The 17,533-nt window shown below is 61.1% G+C and carries 14 protein-coding genes and 1 riboswitch; of the genes, 6 read left to right on the top strand and 8 right to left on the bottom strand.

The genetic code is table 11. The features are described 5' to 3' along the window. Window positions 1-69 precede the first annotated feature (69 nt). Window positions 70-140: riboswitch (Fluoride riboswitch) on the top strand. Window positions 141-219: 79 nt separating this feature from the next. Then, a complete protein-coding gene (locus G3N59_RS31235; RefSeq protein WP_205986710.1) occupies window positions 220-1,599 on the top strand; it encodes a voltage-gated chloride channel family protein in 1,380 nt (459 codons plus the stop codon). Window positions 1,600-1,804: 205 nt separating this feature from the next. On the opposite strand, the gene G3N59_RS31230 is transcribed toward G3N59_RS31235, so the two are convergent. Next, window positions 1,805-2,359 carry a DUF3455 domain-containing protein gene (locus G3N59_RS31230; protein ID WP_205986709.1) on the bottom strand — a complete coding sequence of 185 codons (555 nt, stop codon included), beginning with the start codon at window positions 2,357-2,359 and terminating at the stop codon, window positions 1,805-1,807. A gap of 163 nt (window positions 2,360-2,522) precedes the next feature. Between G3N59_RS31230 and G3N59_RS31225 the strand changes: the two genes are divergently transcribed. Together G3N59_RS31225 and G3N59_RS31220 are read left to right on the top strand one after the other, a co-directional pair. Beyond that, window positions 2,523-3,110: an XRE family transcriptional regulator gene (locus G3N59_RS31225; RefSeq protein WP_205986747.1), complete on the top strand. Its 588-nt coding sequence runs from the start codon at window positions 2,523-2,525 to the stop codon at window positions 3,108-3,110. Beyond that, window positions 3,107-3,637 (top strand): GNAT family N-acetyltransferase, encoded by a 531-nt coding sequence (locus tag G3N59_RS31220; protein WP_205986708.1) that lies wholly within the window; start codon window positions 3,107-3,109, stop codon window positions 3,635-3,637. The genes G3N59_RS31225 and G3N59_RS31220 overlap by 4 nt, the downstream gene beginning before the upstream one ends. 147 nt (window positions 3,638-3,784) lie before the next feature. On the opposite strand, the gene G3N59_RS31215 is transcribed toward G3N59_RS31220, so the two are convergent. Beyond that, window positions 3,785-4,525: a helix-turn-helix transcriptional regulator gene (locus tag G3N59_RS31215; protein ID WP_205986707.1), complete on the bottom strand. Its 741-nt coding sequence runs from the start codon at window positions 4,523-4,525 to the stop codon at window positions 3,785-3,787. Window positions 4,526-4,701: 176 nt separating this feature from the next. Between G3N59_RS31215 and G3N59_RS31210 the strand changes: the two genes are divergently transcribed. Then, window positions 4,702-6,618, top strand: coding sequence for an MFS transporter (locus tag G3N59_RS31210; protein WP_205986706.1), 1,917 nt, complete (start codon window positions 4,702-4,704; stop codon window positions 6,616-6,618). Between the two features lie 64 nt (window positions 6,619-6,682). Further along, window positions 6,683-8,356 carry a long-chain-fatty-acid--CoA ligase gene (locus G3N59_RS31205; protein ID WP_205986705.1) on the top strand — a complete coding sequence of 558 codons (1,674 nt, stop codon included), beginning with the start codon at window positions 6,683-6,685 and terminating at the stop codon, window positions 8,354-8,356. Window positions 8,357-8,461: 105 nt separating this feature from the next. Here the strand turns inward: G3N59_RS31205 and G3N59_RS31200 are convergent, their stop codons facing one another. The 6 genes from G3N59_RS31200 to G3N59_RS31175 all read right to left on the bottom strand — a co-directional run bounded on the left by G3N59_RS31200 (window position 8,462) and on the right by G3N59_RS31175 (window position 16,521). Then, window positions 8,462-9,094 carry a glycine zipper 2TM domain-containing protein gene (locus G3N59_RS31200; protein ID WP_205986704.1) on the bottom strand — a complete coding sequence of 211 codons (633 nt, stop codon included), beginning with the start codon at window positions 9,092-9,094 and terminating at the stop codon, window positions 8,462-8,464. A 157-nt stretch (window positions 9,095-9,251) separates the two neighbouring features. Beyond that, window positions 9,252-10,313, bottom strand: a complete 1,062-nt coding sequence (locus G3N59_RS31195) for a porin (protein WP_205986703.1) — start codon at window positions 10,311-10,313, stop codon at window positions 9,252-9,254. 154 nt (window positions 10,314-10,467) lie between these two features. Then, a complete protein-coding gene (locus G3N59_RS31190; RefSeq protein ID WP_205986702.1) occupies window positions 10,468-12,375 on the bottom strand; it encodes an alkyl sulfatase dimerization domain-containing protein in 1,908 nt (635 codons plus the stop codon). Between the two features lie 27 nt (window positions 12,376-12,402). After that, complete coding sequence (locus G3N59_RS31185) at window positions 12,403-13,710, bottom strand: MFS transporter (protein ID WP_205986701.1); 1,308 nt, start codon at window positions 13,708-13,710, stop codon at window positions 12,403-12,405. Window positions 13,711-13,772: 62 nt separating this feature from the next. Further along, window positions 13,773-14,948 carry an acyl-CoA dehydrogenase family protein gene (locus G3N59_RS31180; RefSeq protein ID WP_205986700.1) on the bottom strand — a complete coding sequence of 392 codons (1,176 nt, stop codon included), beginning with the start codon at window positions 14,946-14,948 and terminating at the stop codon, window positions 13,773-13,775. Between the two features lie 22 nt (window positions 14,949-14,970). Continuing rightward, window positions 14,971-16,521: an AMP-binding protein gene (locus G3N59_RS31175; RefSeq protein ID WP_205986699.1), complete on the bottom strand. Its 1,551-nt coding sequence runs from the start codon at window positions 16,519-16,521 to the stop codon at window positions 14,971-14,973. Window positions 16,522-16,614: 93 nt separating this feature from the next. Here G3N59_RS31175 and G3N59_RS31170 point away from each other — a divergent pair, with 93 nt between their 5' ends. Further along, the gene (locus G3N59_RS31170) at window positions 16,615-17,529 is read left to right on the top strand and encodes a LysR family transcriptional regulator (protein WP_205986698.1); all 915 of its coding nucleotides are present in this window, start codon (window positions 16,615-16,617) and stop codon (window positions 17,527-17,529) included. The last annotated feature ends 4 nt before the right edge of the window (window positions 17,530-17,533 follow it).

The raw sequence follows: 17,533 nt of genomic DNA, 5'->3' as shown, positions 1-17,533 counted from the left end.
ACGCAAATGAACTGGAACGCGTTTGGCGCGTTACCAGCGGTTGTTCGCTTCAACGCGTTCCTGTATATTCCTGCTACAGGAGATGGCGTTCCTCCTTTAACCACCGCGCTCAACTCGCGGTTAATGACGCCTACAGTTACCTGACTTTCGTTGGGGCTGTAGGCGCTCGCGTCCACATCTTCCCGTTGGTCAGGCCCTGGAACATCGGCTTATTGACCAATGCACAAATTCCCTCGTTTTGAACAACTTGAACTGCTGCCATTTTTCGGCAAGTGGTTGCTGATTGCTTGCCTTGTTGCGGCGCTCGCGGGCAGCGCGTCGGCATTTTTTCTTGTCGCCCTCGATCATGCGACTGCGTGGCGCGAGGCCCATCGTTGGGCCATCTGGCTGCTTCCCGTTGCGGGATTCGGTGTGGGCTGGCTCTATCACAAGCTGGGCAAGCCAGTCGACGCAGGTAACAACCTGCTCATCGACGAGATACACGACCCGAAGAAGGTCGTGCCGTTGCGAATGGTGCCGCTCGTGCTGGGCGGCACGATCGTCTCGCATCTATTCGGTGCATCGGTCGGACGTGAGGGTACTGCGGTACAGATGGGCGGCGCGCTCGCGGATCAACTCACTCACGCGTTTCGCCTCGAACATGAGGACCGCAGAACTCTGCTTATGATCGGTATGAGTGCGGGGTTTGCGTCGGTATTCGGCACGCCGCTGGCCGGTGCGATTTTCGGGCTTGAAGTGCTCGCTATCGGGCGCATGCGTTATGACGCGCTTTTTCCCTGCATCGTCGCAGGTATCGTTGCCGATAAGGTTTGCCTCGCGTGGGGCGTTCATCATGTTCAATACGTTGTCGGCACGATTGCACCCATCGGTGCCTGGAGTATTGCCGCTGTTGTTATCGCGGGCATCCTGTTCGGTCTGACCGGCATGGCGTTCGCGACCAGCGCGCACAAACTGGGCGCGTTCGTGAAGAGCAAAGTCACTTATCCACCTTTGCGCCCATTGATCGGCGGGATCTTGATTGCCATTGCGGTGTGGACGTTTAGTGCCTGGCACTACATCGGCCTGGGTATTCCGGACATCGTTCGCTCGTTTCAACAGCCGATGCAGCCGTGGGACTTTCTGGGCAAATTCGGTTTTACCGTTGCGTCGCTGGGGACGGGGTTTAAGGGTGGCGAAGTGACGCCGCTCTTCTATATTGGAGCCACGCTCGGTAATGCGCTTGCGCCGCTGCTGCATATGCCGTTTGCCATGATGGCCGCGATCGGTTTCGTCGCGGTGTTCTCCGGCGCCGCCAATACGCCGATCGCCACTACGATCATGGCCATCGAACTCTTTGGCGCGGATATTGGCCCGCTTGCTGCAATCGGTTGCGTGACTGCCTTTCTGTTTTCCGGTCACGCCGGCATCTATCGCGCGCAGCGCGTTGGACATGGAAAGCATCGCAAATACAGGCGGTCGGTAGCTGGCGAGATGCGGATTGCTGAAGCAGGCCGTTTTCGTCAAGAGACGCTAACGACGGGAACACTTATGACGAAGGTGGATGAGTCTCATACTTCATCGGATGTGGTGGTGGAGGAAGTTCGGATAACTACTGAATAGTCGGCGTCTATGCGCTGCGAACGCTCGCGCATTTCCACAGGAACGGATGGGCGGCAAGCTGCATTGAGCGACGATCTGTGCATCTGCCTTTGCATGCCTCATCCGCTTAGCGTCGGCAACTGGTTCGTAGTTAGCAGCATCTTTTCCCATGAAGATCGGATACCGTTGCGCCGAGAGCGCCTATACACATGCGCTCACAGCACATTCATTCGAGAAACACATACTCCGCGAGATAAGGGCTTCGTCCTTCCTCGCCCTCGCGCACGCAGGCGTGTGCAGGTGCCGCACCGCCGTGCGTGGCAAGCCGCTGCACGTAGCGAACAGTGCTCAGGAGGCCCGCGCCGCCCGCATTGGTGGCCGAGAGGAGGAGCATCGGAATCGCCGCGCTGTCTTCGGGATTAGCGGCGTGCTGCAGCAGTTTGCCCGTGATCCGGCTGCCATCAGGCGCTTCCCACGACGGCCCCGCGCCGTGCCTGACGACGAGCTGGCCGGAGGCGTCGTAGAGATCGGCTTGCGGCGCCTGAAAGGTCCACGTTAGTTGATTGGCGGTATCGCGCTTGCAGACGTAGATCTGCACGCCCGTTGCCGCGAGCGAAGCTACGACGTGGGTCACGCCGGCAGGCTGCAGTGCCGCTGGCACCGGCGTCTGGGCGTGCGCCAAAGAAAGCACTGCGCTGCCGGCCAGCGCCGTCGCGATCGCAAAGGTGCGCCGCATTGCCAGGCGCGCGCTACGGCCGCCTCTACGAATCGATTGAATCATGCGCTTTGTCCTCGATGAATGTCTCAGCGTGCCAGCCGATCATACCGGGAAAGCGCGGCAACTCGCAGGCACCATCGCGCCGAGGCCTTGCCGGAAGCGCTTGACGCCCGCCGCGAAACACAATTTCCATTGCAATGGAATAAAAATCCATTATACTGGATTCATGAATGTCGAAGCCCTGCTTGCCAAACGCGTGCGCGATCTGCGCAAGGGGCGTGGCCATACTCTGGATGAACTGGCGGAAGCGAGTGGCGTCAGCCGTTCGACGATCTCGCTGATCGAGCGCCAGGAAATCAGCCCTACGGCGGTTGTGCTCAGCAAGCTGGCCGACGCCCTGGGCGTCACCATGGCCGCGCTGTTCGCCGACGAACCGGAAGGCGTTGCCGAAGAACCGCTCGCGCGCCACGCGGATCAGCCCACATGGACGGACCCCGCCACTGGTTATCAGCGCAGGCACCTGTCGCCCGTGGGTTTTGAGTCGCCGCTCGAACTGGTGGAAGTGCGTTTTCCGCCTGGCGAGAGCGTGAGCTTTCACAACGTTGCGCGCCATGTGGTCACGCATCAGCAGGTCTGGATGCTGGAAGGGGAAATGGCCATCAGCGTGGGTGAGCAGGAATGGCACCTGAAAGCCGGCGATTGCCTCGCCATGGTGCTCGACCAGCAACTTGTTTTTCGCAACCCGGGTCGCAAGCACGCGCGCTATGCCGTGGCGTTGACCACAGTTTCAATGACACAAAGGACAACGAAATGAGCGATCACACCATCGTGCAATGCACCCATGAACGCCATGCCGATGCGATTCTGGCGATCCTGAACGACGCGATCGTCAATTCGACTGCGCTGTACGACTACAAGCCGCGCGACGCGCAAAGCATGGTCACCTGGTTCAACACGAAGCGCGCGGGCAATTTCCCGGTGATCGGTGTGGAAGATGCGCAAGGCACGCTGCTGGCGTTTGGCAGCTACGGCACGTTCCGCGCGTTTCCCGCTTTCAAATACACGGTCGAGCATTCGGTGTACGTGCATAAGGATCATCGCGGCAAGGGTCTGGGCCGCGTGATCATGGAAGCGATCGCCAACGCCGCGCGCGAGAACGGCGTGCACGCCTTGATGGGCGCCATCGACGCAACCAACGCCGGCAGTATCGCGCTGCATGAGCGGCTGGGCTACAGGCACGTTGGCACGCTGCCGGAAGTGGGTTTCAAGTTTGGCCGCTGGCTCGATCTGGCGTTTTACCAGTTGCTGCTGGAAACGCCGTTGAATCCTGTGGATGGCTGAAAACCAGCGCGTTGCGCGCTGGCGGCCGGATCGGTTTTGATCCGGCCGAAATATCGTTCGATTTTCAGATTCATACGGTTAGATGATTCGGCATCCGAATCATATTTCCCGATGCGGGATGCCGGGTTACGGATCTGGCGCACGTCACTAATCCGCCACACGTCTTAATTCCGCAAACATGCGCGGCTCCCATTCGCGCGTGCCAATGAGCAGGCCCGTACCCCGCCGGTGGGTCAACGGCGCCGATGCCGATTCGTCATGCAGCGCCGCGAACTTACTGCGCAGCCGCCGCAATTCCACCGACAGTTCCGCACGCGCCGCCTCGGTCAACATGCCCTGGGTGAATTCCAGCGATTCGCCCGCGCCGCCAAAACTATCTTCGAGAAAATCCCCAAGGCCGCGCGCCTTGAAATATTGCCGGATCGGGCCGCCCGGAATCCAGTCGAAGTCACGCGCCACCATCAGGCGAATGCGATCGCCGGGCAGAAGTGCAATCAGGCCCATACGATCGAGCGCGAGCAGCAGCTTCAGACATTCCGCGCGCGTGAGCCGGTAAGTCGCGACGATATCGTCCACGGCCCAGTGATTGAGCGCGCAAACCGTGACCAGCAACAGCCGTTCGTTCGACACCAGTTGCGCTTCCTGCGCCTGCGTGAGGATGCGCAATTGCGGCACCGTTGCGGCCGCCTCCTGCACCAGTTCGGCCAGCGTGAAACCGAGCAGCCCGCAGATTTCCTCGAGCCGGTCGAGCGTGAAGCGCCCCTTCGAAAAGAGCCGTTTCACACTGGGTTCGGACACGCGCAGCGCGTGGGCAACGTCGCGATAGGTCAGGCGTCGCGCGCGTAACTGTCGCTTCAGCGTCTCAACGAGTTGGGTGGTTTCACTCATCGTAAAGTATTAAAAATTGATACTCGTGGTGATATTGCAGGCGACTCTACCACGTATCTGAGCGCGATTTGATCCTGGTCGGCATACTCGCTTCGTCTCCTGTCCGGACGCGCCTTTTGGTGGCAAGCTGCACCGCGCGTTCACGATCGACCTCTCTGGAAGCACACGAGTCACCCATGACCTATAACGCAAGCCGCGAACACCGTGACGAACCTTCGCAATTCGCCCTGCTGCGCGAGCGCCGCTTCGCGCCGTTCTTCTGGACGCAATTCCTGGGCGCGCTCAACGACAACGCTTTCAAGATCGGCTTCACGTCGCTGGTGACCTACGAAGCGTCCAGCTTCGCGGGCGTCGATGCGAAGACAGCCGCCTTCGTCATTCCCGCGCTGTTCGTGCTGCCTTTCGTGCTGTTTTCGGCAACCTCCGGGCAGATTGCGGATCGCTTCGACAAAGCAGCGCTGACGCGTTTCGTGAAGAGCTTCGAGATCGTCGCCATGTTGATCGGTGGCGCGGGTTTCATGTTGCATAGCGCCGCGCTGCTTTATCTCTGCACCTTCCTCATGGGGCTGCACTCGACGCTGTTCGGGCCGGTGAAATACGCGTATCTGCCGCAACATCTCGCTGATGCGGAACTGGTGGGCGGCAACGGACTCGTCGAAATGGGCACATTCGTGGCGATTCTCGCGGGCACGCTTGCCGGTGGTGCGGCTGCCGCTGCGGGCGCGCAGGGCGCGATGCTGCTTGCCGCGCTGTGCGTGACGCTGGCGATCGTGGGGCGTTTCGTTTCTTCGCGTGTGCCGATGTCGCCCGCGCCGCAGCCCGATCTGCGCATCAACTGGAATCCGCTCGACGAAACGTGGCGCAATCTCAAGATTGCGCGTGAAGATCGCGCGGTGTTTCTCAGCCTGCTTGGTATTTCGTGGCTCTGGTTTGTGGGCGCGACGTTTCTCTCCTCGTTCTTCGGCTTCGCGAAAGAGGTGCTCAGCGCGAATCCCGATGTCGTGACCGTGTTGCTGGCCACGTTTTCGGCGGGCATCGGGTTGGGCTCGTTGCTGTGCGAACGTCTTTCGCGTGGACGCATTGAAATCGGTCTCGTGCCGCTGGGATCGATCGGCATGAGTGTGTTTGCCATCGACTTGTTTTTCGCGAGCCATGCATTGCCGACCCACTCGCATCTGCAATCGGTCAGTGAATTCATGGGCGCATTCACGCATTGGCGCGTGCTTGCCGATCTTTTTCTACTCGCGATGTTTGGCGGCTTTTATAGCGTGCCGCTTTATGCGCTGATCCAGAGCCGCAGCAAGGCCACGCATCGCGCACGCATTATCGCCGCGAATAATATTCTCAATGCATTGTTCATGATTGCTTCTGCGTTGATGGGCGTGGCGCTGGGCGCTGCAGGCGTGGGTATTCCAGGGATTTTCCTGATCACGGGGTTGTTGAATATTGTGATTGCCGTGTACATTTACTCGCTCGTGCCGGAATTCATGCTGCGTTTTATTGCGTGGGTGCTGGTGCATACGTTCTATCGCGTGAATCGAATCGATACGCAACGCATTCCGCAAGAGGGCGCTGCGGTGCTGGTTTGCAATCACGTGAGTTTTATCGATGCGATTGTGATCATGGCGGAAAGCCCGCGTCCGATTCGCTTCGTCATGGATCATCGTATTTTCCGTTCGCGTCTGGTGGGCTGGTTGTTCCGCCATGTCAAGGCGATTCCGGTTGCGCCCGCGCACGAAGATGCTGCGCTGCTTGAACAGGCTTATACGCGCTGCGCGCAGGCACTCGAGCAAGGCGAACTGGTCTGCATTTTTCCCGAAGGCAAGATCACGCGTAATGGCGAAATCAATACGTTTCGTCATGGCGTGATGGAGATTCTGCGCCGCGTGCCCGCGCCCGTCGTGCCGATGGCCTTGCAAGGTCTGTGGGGCAGCGTGTTTTCACGCGACGAGCAGGCGCGTACGCCGCGTCCGCTGCGCCGCCGGGCGATGAGCCGCCTGACCTTGTCGGTGGGCGAACCGCTCGCCGCCGCCGATGCGACGCCGCAGCGGCTTCAGGAAATCGTCCATGCATTGCGCGGCGTGCAGCTCTGAACGCCGCCGCGTGCCAACCAACACAAGCAATCTGCCAATTCTTTTCGTTTCTTCGAACTCCATCATGAACAAACCCTGGCTTCATTCCTATCCTGCGGGCGTGCCGGCCGAAATCGACATGTCGCGTTATCGTTCGATTACCGCGCTATTCGAAGAGAGTTTTCGTCAATACGGCGACCGGCCCGCATTCGCCTGCATGGGCAAATCGATCAGCTATGCGCAACTCGACAGGTTCTCGCGCAACCTCGCTGCGTGGCTGAAATCGAAGGGGCTGGAGCGCGGCGCGCGCGTGGCGATCATGATGCCCAATGTGTTGCAATACCCGGTTGCGCTGGCGGCGATTCTGCGTGCGGGTTATGTGGTCGTGAACGTGAATCCGCTTTATACGCCGCGCGAACTCGAACATCAGCTCAAGGATAGCGGCGCCGAAGCCATCGTCCTGCTGGAGAACTTTGCGACCACGCTCGAAGCGGTGATCCCGCAGACGTCGATTAAACACGTTGTAGTCGCAACCATGGGCGATCTGCTGGGTGTGAAGGGTTGGCTCGTGAACTTCATGGTGCGACGGGTCAAGAAGATGGTGCCCGCATGGAATTTGCCCGGTCACACGCGCTTCAGCACCGCGCTCGCATTGGGTGAACGTCTGCCATTCAGGCCGGTGCAGCAAGGCCCGGACGATATCGCGTTTCTGCAGTACACGGGCGGCACCACGGGTGTATCGAAGGGCGCGGTGCTGCTGCATCGGAATCTGATCGCCAATCTGCTGCAAACGCAAACGTGGCTCGAACCGGCGCGCGCGAAGCGCCCCGATGTCACGCAGAACGTCACCGTTGCCGCGCTGCCGCTTTATCACGTGTTCGCATTGACGGTGTGCGGGTTGTTGAGCATCCATACCGGCGGCCTTTCGGTACTTGTGCCGAACCCGCGCGATATGGCCGGCATGATCGAAACGCTGCGCGGATATCGCATCACCATGTTCCCCGCCGTGAATACGCTTTATAACGCGATGCTCGATCATCCCGACTTCGACAAGCTCGATTTTTCCCAGCTATTTGCCGTGGTGGGCGGCGGGATGGCCGTGCAGGAAGCCGTGGCGAAGCGCTGGTTCGAGAAGACCGGCGTGCCGGTCACTGAAGGCTATGGCCTGACCGAAACCTCGGCGTGCGTGACCTGCAATTCGCCGGTTTCTACCACATGGAGTGGCACGATCGGCTTGCCGCTGCCTTCGGTGGACGTATCGATTCGCGACGACGACGGCAACGTGCTGGGCATGGGCGTCGCGGGCGAGCTTTGCGTGCGCGGGCCGCAGGTGATGGAAGGCTATTGGCAGCGCCCTGACGAAACCGCCAGGGTCATGACCGCGGACGGTTTCTTCAAATCGGGTGATATCGCGGTGATGGACGAAAACGGTCTCGTGAAGATCGTGGACCGCAAAAAGGACATGATTCTGGTATCGGGCTTCAATGTCTATCCGAACGAAGTGGAAGACGTGGTGGCGCAGCATCCGGGCGTGTTCGAAGTGGCTGCTGTGGGCGTGCCCGATCGTCACTCGGGCGAGGCCGTGAAAATCTTCGTGGTGCGGCGAGACCCCGCACTCACCGATGCAGAGGTTTTCAACTGGTGCAAGGAACGCCTGACGGGCTACAAGCGGCCGAAAATGGTCGAGTTTCGCGAGGGCTTGCCGAAAAGCAATATCGGCAAGATCTTGCGTCGCGAATTGCGCGATGGTCGCGCGTAAGCGTAATAAGAGCCTGTAAATAAAAAGCGGCGAGCGCTTCTGGCGCCGCCGCTTTTTTTGTGCACAAATCATCAGCATGACTGATGATTATTCAACGCGGCGCTATCAATAGCGCGCCAACTGGCTGCCGTTGACCTGAACGCGATCACCCGGATGCAGATCGCCGGGCGTCGGCACGTCGAAGGAGCGCGAGGAACCGTCGCTCATCTGCACGTCGATGCGATAGCCGGCCGGGCCGCCCATCTGCTGGCCGATCTGGTTGCCTGCATAGGCGCCGCCGAGTGCGCCGATCACCGTTGCGGCATCGCGGCCGTGTCCACGTCCGATCTGGTTGCCGAGCACGCCGCCAACCAGCGCGCCGACCACGGTTCCGCCGACACCCGAAGCGCTCGTCGCGCTCGTAACCGGGCGGATCGCGGCAATCGTGCCGTACTGCGTGCCGTATTGATTGTTGTACTGCGGTGCGTTGTATTGTCCGCTGTACTGGCCGTTGTTTTGCGTATCGTAGGGCTGCGCGGGAGCGGGCGGCGGTGCATAGACCGGTTGCTGCACGGTAGCGGGCTGCGCGTAGACCGGCGCTGCGGCCGGGCCCTGATAGCCCTGCTGCGAACCATATGACGAATAGCCCGAAGCATATCCCGGTGCATAGCCGGGTGCCACGCAGGCGGACAGCGAAACAGCGGTAGCAGCGACCAGCGCGGCAGTCAGGGCGGAACGGGTAGAGAGCATGGGCATCACGGTGTTTTGAGCGGCGCTGCGCGCGTGATTGGCGCGACGGGTCGCTTGTCGGTAGCGGATGCGGCGGAGTATAAGGAATGCCGCTGCGGCCGTCCGCTACGCGCGGGTAACAACGTGTAAAGTCTGTAGCCGGTCGTGCGCCGCGCCCCGTTTGCCCTTAAAAACGCGACATGAAACCGATCGAAAACCCAGTCGTCGAGTAAGTGCCGGAACGAATGCCGAGCGCGGCGATATTCAAGGCATCGGAGCGATAAGCGCCGGATAGGCCGTTGAAATCGGCCTCTGCGTAGATTTCGGTGCGCTTGGAGAGGTAGTACTCGGCGACGGCATAAGTCGTTAGTTTGTGCCCGTCGCCCTGTTTCGCGTTTGCCAGATGGGTCGCGCGGTCGTAGTAGAGCGCGGCGGTCAATTGAATGGCGGGCGTAGGCAGATACACGATGCCCACGCCCGGCATCTGGTCGTGGCGATTGGGCGCGCCGGCCGTGCTGGCGCTCACATTGAGATCCGCGTAGCTGAGAAAGACGCGCGCCGAGCCGAACACAAGCGAGCCGCCGCCCTGGAAGGTTTCGGCCCACTGCGTAGCCGCGGCATTCCATTGCTTCTGATAGCCAAAGCCCGCGAGCCCGCCGCTCCATTGATACAAGGTCATGAAGGAGACATTGGTGCCCGCGCGCGTATTGCCGGCCACGCCACCGGGCGAATAACTCGCGCCATAGCGCAGACCGCCCACGCGCCCGAGATAACTGATGGTGTTATTGAAGCGCGTATCGTAGGTGAAATAGTTAAAGTAATAGAGTGCATTGGGCGCGACGGCCAGCGTTTGCCCCTGCCCATTGAGCGGATCGATCAGAATGGAAAAATACTCGTTCGAACTGACCTGACGCCCGAACGTGAGCCGCCCATATTCGCCATTGAAGCCAACATAGGCCGCCTGCGAAAACAGCACGCCGGTATTCTTCAGCGCGCCGGTGCCGCTATTGAAGGCGTTTTCGAGCTTGAAGATTGCCTTGATGCCACCGCCCAGATCTTCCTCGCCGGAAATGCCAAAACGATTGCCCGCAAGAATATTGTTATTGAACGCGACCGAACTGCCGCCTTTTAGACCGTTGGTCCAGCGCACGCCGCCGCCCAGATACCCATAGAGCGTGACGCTCGATTGCGCACAGGCCATGCCAGGAAGGATCGCGCCAGCCACCGCGACGAGTAGAAGCTTTTTCATATGTCTCCGTACTTCATTTTTAATTGATATGGATGACTAATGACGTGTCACCGATATTCAGTGTGTCGGAGCGCTTCTGGGCGCGCAATCAAGCGACTGGCATATAGACATTCCTCGCGAGCATGTCCGCAACGACCCCAATGGCTGCGCGCCGTTACGGTTCGACCACGTTGAACCGGCCATCCGGCTTTTCCAGCGTCTTGAGAAACGCGCCGAATAAAGCCTTCGCGCCTTCGAGCACGATCTGGCCTTCGGCCACGGCCGCACCAAACTGGGTTTCGCCGAGCAGGATGCGATCGAGCGCGCCTCGCGTCATCGCGACGCCCAGATCGTGGCCGTTGCGATGCGGCGTTGTCGACCAGCTCAGCGCGCCGTGCTTCAGATAGAGCGCGTATTGCGCGCCGCGATCGGTGAAATGCCAGCTCATGCGGATATCGAGCGCCTGCGCCTTGCCGCCGTCTACCATCACGGCGAGATAGTCGAAGAACGCGCCATCGCTGAGCGAGCGCACGAGGTCCTGACTGCGCATGACGTGTCCTGCCTGCGCTCCGATCCCTTCGCGCAGCTCGCGTGCGCCTAGCAAATAGGCGTTGCGCCATGTCGCCGATTCGGCCTGAAAGCCCATTTGTTCGAGTGCCGCCGCACCCAGTTCGCGCGCGGCGCGCAAATCCGGTTGAGCGAACACGAGCCGGTTCATGACTTCGGCGACCCAGCGATACTCGCCGCGCGCGAAGTCGCGATGCGCCCGCTCGAGTATGGCCTCTGCGCCGCCCATATAGTCGACGTAGCGTGGCGCGGAAAGGTTATCGGGCAAGGCATGCAGATGTGCCGGATTGCCGTCGTACCAGCTCAGATAGCGTTGATAGATTGCCTTGACGTTATGCGAGACCGTGCCGTAATAGCCGCGCGTATGCCATTGAGCGGCCAGCGCGTCGGGCAGGGTGAGCGTTTCGGCAATCTCGGCCGCGGTCCAGCCGCGATTCATCAGACGCAAAGTCTGGTCGTGCAGATATTTGTAGAGATCGCGCTGTTGTTCGAGAAAGGTCGTCAGGCGCTGTGTGCCCCACGTCGGCCAATGGTGCTGCGCGAACACCACATCGGCTGCGCCGGCGTAGCGCTCGATGGCCTGATTCAGATAGTGCGACCACAGTTTGGCGTTGCGCACTTGCGCGCCGCGCAACGGGCAAAGATTGTGCAGCGTGCGCGTGCCGTTTTCGGCGACATTCAGGGCACGCAATTGCGGAAAGAAAAAGTGCATTTCGGCTGGCGCTTCGCTGTCTGGCGTCAACTGAAAGACAATCTCTACGCCGTCGATACAGTGTGTTTCGGTTTCCTCACGAATCAATTGTGTGGGTTCGATCAGCGTAACGGTGCCGCTCGGCATGGTCTTGCCCAGCCCCGCGTCGATCTGGCAGCACGCGCTGCGCGCGAGCGTCTGTCCGAACTGGAATTGCGAACGCCGCTCCATCGCGGTGCCGGCCAGCACGTTCTCGGACACGGCTTCTTCCATGAAGCCTTCCGGCGCGATGATCGCGCATTCGCCTGCGCGTACACGCGCTTCGTCGATCACGCCTTTTACGCCGCCGAAGTGATCCGTGTGGCTATGACTGTAGAGCACGGCGACCACCGGTCGACGGGGACGGTGCGCGTAATAGAGTTCGAGCGCAGCATGGGCGGTTTCGCGGCAGGTGAGCGGATCGATGACGATCAGCCCGTGATCGCCTTCGATCAGCGTCATGTTCGACAGGTCGAAGCCACGCACCTGATAGATGCGCTCCGTGACGGCAAAGAGCCCGTGCAGGCGATTGAGGCGCGCCTGGCGCCAGAGCGCTGGATGCGCAGTTGGCGGTGCGGTTTCGTCCTCGAGGAAAGCGTAATCGGCCATGCTCCAGACGAGACGACCATAGGCATCGCGAATTTCCGCCTCGGGAATCGTGCCTATAAAACCGCGTTGCGCTTCTTCGATATCGAGCGGATCGTCGATGGGCAAATTCAGTTGCGCGGCGCGTTGAGCGTCGATAGTCGCCTGCGTGGCGCGCTGAAAAGGAAGGATGTCGTGCATGGAACGGTCGATGCCAGGAAAAGAGGTTTAGTGCGTGGTGTGCGAAGCGGCGAGTTCCGGCGCGCGCATCGATTGCAAGGCGGCGCGCGAACGTTTCGGATCGAGCCAGCGCGCGCACAATCCAGCGCAAGCGATCAGCACGAAGCCGCACAGCACACACGATTGCTCGAAGCCGATAGCGGTATTGCCGTACGCGCGCTGGATCAGCACGCCGGTCAGCAGCGGGGCGCTCAGGCCCGCGAGCGACCCAATCGCGTTGCTCAAGGCGAGAATCGCGCCACGTTGGCCTGCGGGCGCGACTTCGCTGAGCATCGCGGGGCCGACCGAATACATCGCCAGCGTGAGGCCGCTGCTCAGCGTGAGCAGCAGGACTTTCTCGAAGGAGCCAAGGGCAGGCACGAACACCGCCATACGCAGCAGGCCCGCGATGCCCAGTGCAACGGCGATAAAAAGGCCACGCGCGCGGCGTGAAGGCATGCCCGCACAGAGCATCTGTTGCGACAGCCACGCGAGGCCGAGGCCCATCGGCGTGGTGATCGCCACGAACAGCGCGAACAGACGGCCCGACGTGCTGGCGCTATAACCGAGCCCTGCCTGCAGATAATGCGGCATCCACGTGAGCGAAGTGGCGAGCACCCAGTTCGCCGCAAAATGGCCGCAGAAGTTGCCGACGATAGTGCGGTCCGTCAACAGCACGCGCCAGCGCACGCGTTGCGCCTGTTGTTCGATCGAAGGGCGTCGCAAGGGATCGAGCGGTCCTTCGCTGCCGAACGCCAGCCAGCATACGCACCACACAAAGCCGAGCACGGCGAGCACCGCAAAGTTCGCGCGCCAGCCCCATCGAGCAGTGATCAGAGGAATCACAAGACCGGCGATAAAAAGCCCAAGCGCGCTGCCCTGATAGAGCACGGCGGCGGGCAGGCCGCGTTTTTCGTCGGGAAACCATTTGTAGAGCGCGTGCAACGAGACCGGCGAGGCGGGGCCTTCGCCCGCGCCCAGCAGCACACGCAGCAGCAGGATCACCGTCATCGAACTGGCGAACAGCATCGGTAATTGCAGCAGCGACCACGACAGCGCCATCAGCAGCAGAATCACGCGCGTGGCGATGCGATCCGAAAGCACGCCGCCCACTACGGCCGAGATCGCAAACAGCCAGTTGAGGCTGCCGCCGATCAGGCCGAACTGCGTCGGTGTCAGGCCGAGGTCGTGCATCATCGGCACGGAAACCATGCCGAATACGATTTTGTCGAGGAAATTCACCATCATCATCAATGCGAGCATGATGGCGATCGACCACGCGCGCGCGGGCCGGTAGTCGCTGCCGTTTGCGGACATCCTTGTCTCCAGTCTTTTTGTGCGTCTATTGCGCGTGATTTTTGAGTGGGCGAGTTGTGCGTCTATGCGCCGGAAGGTTCGAGAATGGCGCGCGCGATGGTGTTGCGCTGAATCTCACTGGTGCCCGTGAAAATGCGGAACATGCGCAGTTTGCGGAAGGCCTGTTCCACCGGATGATGGCGCGTCACGCCCACGTTGCCGTGAATCTGCACGGCTTTATCGGCCACTTCGAAACAGCGCTCCGAAACGAAGACCTTGCATGCTGCGGCTTTCATGCGCAGATCGCCGCCTGCGTCAGCGAGCGCGGCGGTCTGCGCGATCATGCTTTCGCAGGCCCACAACGTAGCAGCCATATCGGCGAGCATGTGCTGGATCGCCTGAAAACGCGCAATGGGTCCGCCGAACTGACGGCGGCTGCGCGCGTAATCGAGCGACGCTTCGTACACCGAATTTGCGAGGCCTAGCATCGTCGGGCAGTGCAGCAGGCGGTTCACGTTGATGCGCGACATGCCCAGTTTGAAGCCATTGCCCGCGCCGCCGAACAGATTCGCGCGCGGCACGCGCACTTTGTCGAAGCGGATGTCCGCGTCGATATGCTGGCCCGACATTGGCACGTATTCCTGCTCGACCGTGACGCCAGGCAGATCGAGATCGACCAGTACCGCGCTGATCGCAGGCGGCGTGGCTGTGGCGTCGGTCACGCACATGACGATGGCGAAGTCCGCGAACGGCGCGCCGCTGATGTAATGCTTGTGACCGCTGATGATCAGATCGTCGCCATCTTCGGTGGCCGTGGTGCTGATGCTTTGCGCGTCCGAACCCGAGTGCGGTTCGGTCAGCGCGAAACAGGTCGATCGTTCGCCGCGAATCACCGGCATAAAATAGCGCTGCAACTGATCGGGCGTCGCGTACTTGAGCATATTGCCCACGCGCGGCGGACCGCCCAGATCGCCCAATACGTGGATGGCGAGTGAACATCCGCTTGCGGCAAGGTCGGCTTTGAGCGCGCATTGCTGAAGCACCGAAAATCCCTTGCCGCCCAGTTGCGCGGGCAGGCAGGCGGAATAGAAGCCCAGTTCCGCCGAGCGCTTCCAGACGCGCCGCAGCACCTCGCGCGGCCAGACGCTTTCGGAATCGAGGCCGAGTTCACGCTCCATCGGTGCGAGTTCTTCGGCAACGAAGCGGCGGATGTTTTCGCGTGTGGCGTCGAAAACGGGATCGGTTACGTAGTGGAACATGATTCGGTATCCGTAATAATAGTTAATTCACGCGGCGATCGGAACCGGCCCAGTATTGTTCGCGCACGATCTTGCGGGCGATTTTGCCGCTTGCGTTGCGCGGTAACTCGCCTACGAAGCTGATCGAGCGCGGCAACTTGTAGTCGGCCAGCAGCGTGCGGCAATGGGCGACCAGATCGTCGGCGCTCGTAGCGCGTTGCGGCTTGAGCACGATCGCGGCCTTCACGCCTTCGCCCCAGCGCTCGTCCGGCACGCTGAATACGCAGGCTTCGAGCACATCGGGATGCTGGTACAGCACGGCTTCCACTTCGGTCGGATAGACGTTGAAGCCGCCCGAAATGATCATGTCCTTCTTGCGATCGACCAGATAGAGATAGCCTTCTTCGTCGGTGCGCGCGAGATCGCCGGTCAGCAGCCAGCCGTTCACGAGGACTTCGGCGCTGAGTTCCGGTGCGTTCCAGTAGCCCTTGAAGACATCGTCGCCGCGGATGGCGATTTCGCCCACTTCGCCGGCAGCGAGCGGCTGGCCGTCTTCGCCAATCACGCGGACTTCGGTCTCGCCCATCGGTCGCCCGCATGACGCGAGACGTTCGGGGCGCGCGGCGATTGCGTGCGCGTGGTCGGCCATCGAAAGGCGCGTGACGCCCGATGTCGATTCGCTTGCGCCATAGCCTTGCGAAAGAATCGGACCGAAGCGCGCCCACGCTTCTTCGATGCGCGCGGGCGCCATCGGCGCTGCGCCGTAAGAGAGCGATTTCAGTGCGCGCAGGTCGGTACGGGCGAGTGCCGGTTCGTTGAGCAGCATGTTGATCATGGTCGGCACCATGAACACATGCGTGACCTTCAAACGTTCGAGATCGGCGAGAAAGGCCTCGGGCTCGAATTTGTCGAACAGCACGAGCGTCGCACCGCCGTAGAGGAAGGGCTGCATGAGCATGCCGGAGGCGTGTGTGATCGGCCCAACCAGCGCGAGGCGGTCGCCGGGGCGCGGCTGGGTATCCATGCCCATCAGCAGCTTGCGCAGCGAAGCCATACGGTTGCCATAGCTCTGCATCGCGGCCTTGATCTTTCCCGTCGATCCCGATGAAAAGTGCAGCACGGCGAGGTCGTCCGCGGCGCTGATGATATCGAGCGGTTGTGAAGAAGATTGCGCGAGCAACGATTCATAGTCGAGATAACCCTCGGCGCCGCCGATGGCGATAAACGCCTCCACGCTCTCAAAACCCGGTGTTTCGCGCGTATAACCGGCGTAGCCACGTCCTGCGATCAGTAGGCGCGGCGTGCAGTTGCCAGCGACGTCGGTGGCTTCCGCCGAAGTGAAACGCGGATTGAGTGCGGCCTTGACGAGCCCCGCCTTATAGAGCGCAGATTCGATTTCGACGAGTTCGGTGCAGTTGCGCGATTGCACGGCCACGCGGTCGCCGCGCTGCAACCCGAGAGCCAGCAGTGCGTGTGCAAGCTGGTTCGAGCGCGCTTCGAGTTGACGGTAGCTGAGCGGACGATCGCGATGGATCACGGCGGGCACGTCGCCCCAATAGGCGGCCGCGCGCCGCAGAAAATACGGAAAGCTCATTCAGGTCTCCAATGAATGTCGGCCCAGTGTGTAATATGTCGGTCATCACCGCAATGAAGTGGTGGCTATAAACCCATAACCAAAGGGAATGCCATGGAGACACGCGATCTGGACTATCTACTGGAGGTCCAACGTTGCGGAGGAATCGGCAAGGCAGCAGAGGCGCTGGGCATGAGTCAGCCGGCGCTGACCAAGGCGATCAAGCGGATCGAGAACGAAGTGGGCCTCGCGCTGTTTCACCGCAGCCCGAACGGTGTGGCGCTCACGCCGGGCGGTACGGTGTTCGTCGAGCGCGCGCGCCGCATCGCGCTGGAATACGAAGATGCACTCAAGGAACTGCGCGCGATCCAGACAGGGGAGCAGGGTATTCTGCGCGTGGGCTATTCGCCGACGGTGCCGGATTCGATCGTGCTACGCGCCTGCCGCCAGTTGATGAACGAGCGTCCGGCCGCGCGGCTGCGTTTGCGCCGCCGCCTCGCCAGCGATCTTTTCGCGCTGATGAGCGCCGGCGAACTCGATATGGCGGTTGCGCCGGAGCCGCCCGAGGTGGGTGGCGAGTTCGCCACGGTGTCGCTATTCGACGACCGCCTGTACGTGATGGCCGATGAATCGCATCCGTTGCAGCGCAAGACGCGCCTGAAATTGCGCGATCTGGCGGGCGAGCACTGGTTGCTGCCCGGCATGAATGTGCCGCTGCGACGACAGCTCAACGATGCATTCCGCCGCCAGGGGCTGCCCGAACCGGCCTTGCGTGTGGAGACGGACTTCGCGGTGCCGGCCCTGCTGGAATTGATGCGCGGCTCGCGCATGCTCTGCATTGCGGGCAATGTGTCCGCGAATGCGAAGCGCGGCATCTTGCGCCTCAACGTCGATTCCGCCGAACTGGAACTGGGCCGCAGAGTGGGGGCGATTACGCGGGCGGGCAGTTATGTGTCGCCGCTCGCGCAGCGGCTCGTGGAGTTGTTGCAGCGTGCCAAGCCGGCGTCCGAAGCGGTATCGATGGAGTGATACG

The organism is Paraburkholderia sp. Ac-20340 (assembly GCF_017104965.1).
Classification (GTDB): domain Bacteria; phylum Pseudomonadota; class Gammaproteobacteria; order Burkholderiales; family Burkholderiaceae; genus Paraburkholderia.
The sequence above is the reverse complement of the archived record's forward strand: the minus strand, read 5'-3'. Positions and strand labels throughout refer to the sequence as shown.

Bases quoted from the DNA above. Each gene is read 5' to 3' on its own strand.
- G3N59_RS31235 (WP_205986710.1), top strand. From the start codon at position 220: ATGCACAAATTCCCTCGTTTTGAACAACTTGAACTGCTGCCATTTTTC.
- G3N59_RS31230 (WP_205986709.1), bottom strand. From the start codon at position 2,359: ATGATTCAATCGATTCGTAGAGGCGGCCGTAGCGCGCGCCTGGCAATG.
- G3N59_RS31225 (WP_205986747.1), top strand. From the start codon at position 2,523: ATGAATGTCGAAGCCCTGCTTGCCAAACGCGTGCGCGATCTGCGCAAG.
- G3N59_RS31220 (WP_205986708.1), top strand. From the start codon at position 3,107: ATGAGCGATCACACCATCGTGCAATGCACCCATGAACGCCATGCCGAT.
- G3N59_RS31215 (WP_205986707.1), bottom strand. From the start codon at position 4,525: ATGAGTGAAACCACCCAACTCGTTGAGACGCTGAAGCGACAGTTACGC.
- G3N59_RS31210 (WP_205986706.1), top strand. From the start codon at position 4,702: ATGACCTATAACGCAAGCCGCGAACACCGTGACGAACCTTCGCAATTC.
- G3N59_RS31205 (WP_205986705.1), top strand. From the start codon at position 6,683: ATGAACAAACCCTGGCTTCATTCCTATCCTGCGGGCGTGCCGGCCGAA.
- G3N59_RS31195 (WP_205986703.1), bottom strand. From the start codon at position 10,313: ATGAAAAAGCTTCTACTCGTCGCGGTGGCTGGCGCGATCCTTCCTGGC.
- G3N59_RS31190 (WP_205986702.1), bottom strand. From the start codon at position 12,375: ATGCACGACATCCTTCCTTTTCAGCGCGCCACGCAGGCGACTATCGAC.
- G3N59_RS31185 (WP_205986701.1), bottom strand. From the start codon at position 13,710: ATGTCCGCAAACGGCAGCGACTACCGGCCCGCGCGCGCGTGGTCGATC.
- G3N59_RS31180 (WP_205986700.1), bottom strand. From the start codon at position 14,948: ATGTTCCACTACGTAACCGATCCCGTTTTCGACGCCACACGCGAAAAC.
- G3N59_RS31175 (WP_205986699.1), bottom strand. From the start codon at position 16,521: ATGAGCTTTCCGTATTTTCTGCGGCGCGCGGCCGCCTATTGGGGCGAC.
- G3N59_RS31170 (WP_205986698.1), top strand. From the start codon at position 16,615: ATGGAGACACGCGATCTGGACTATCTACTGGAGGTCCAACGTTGCGGA.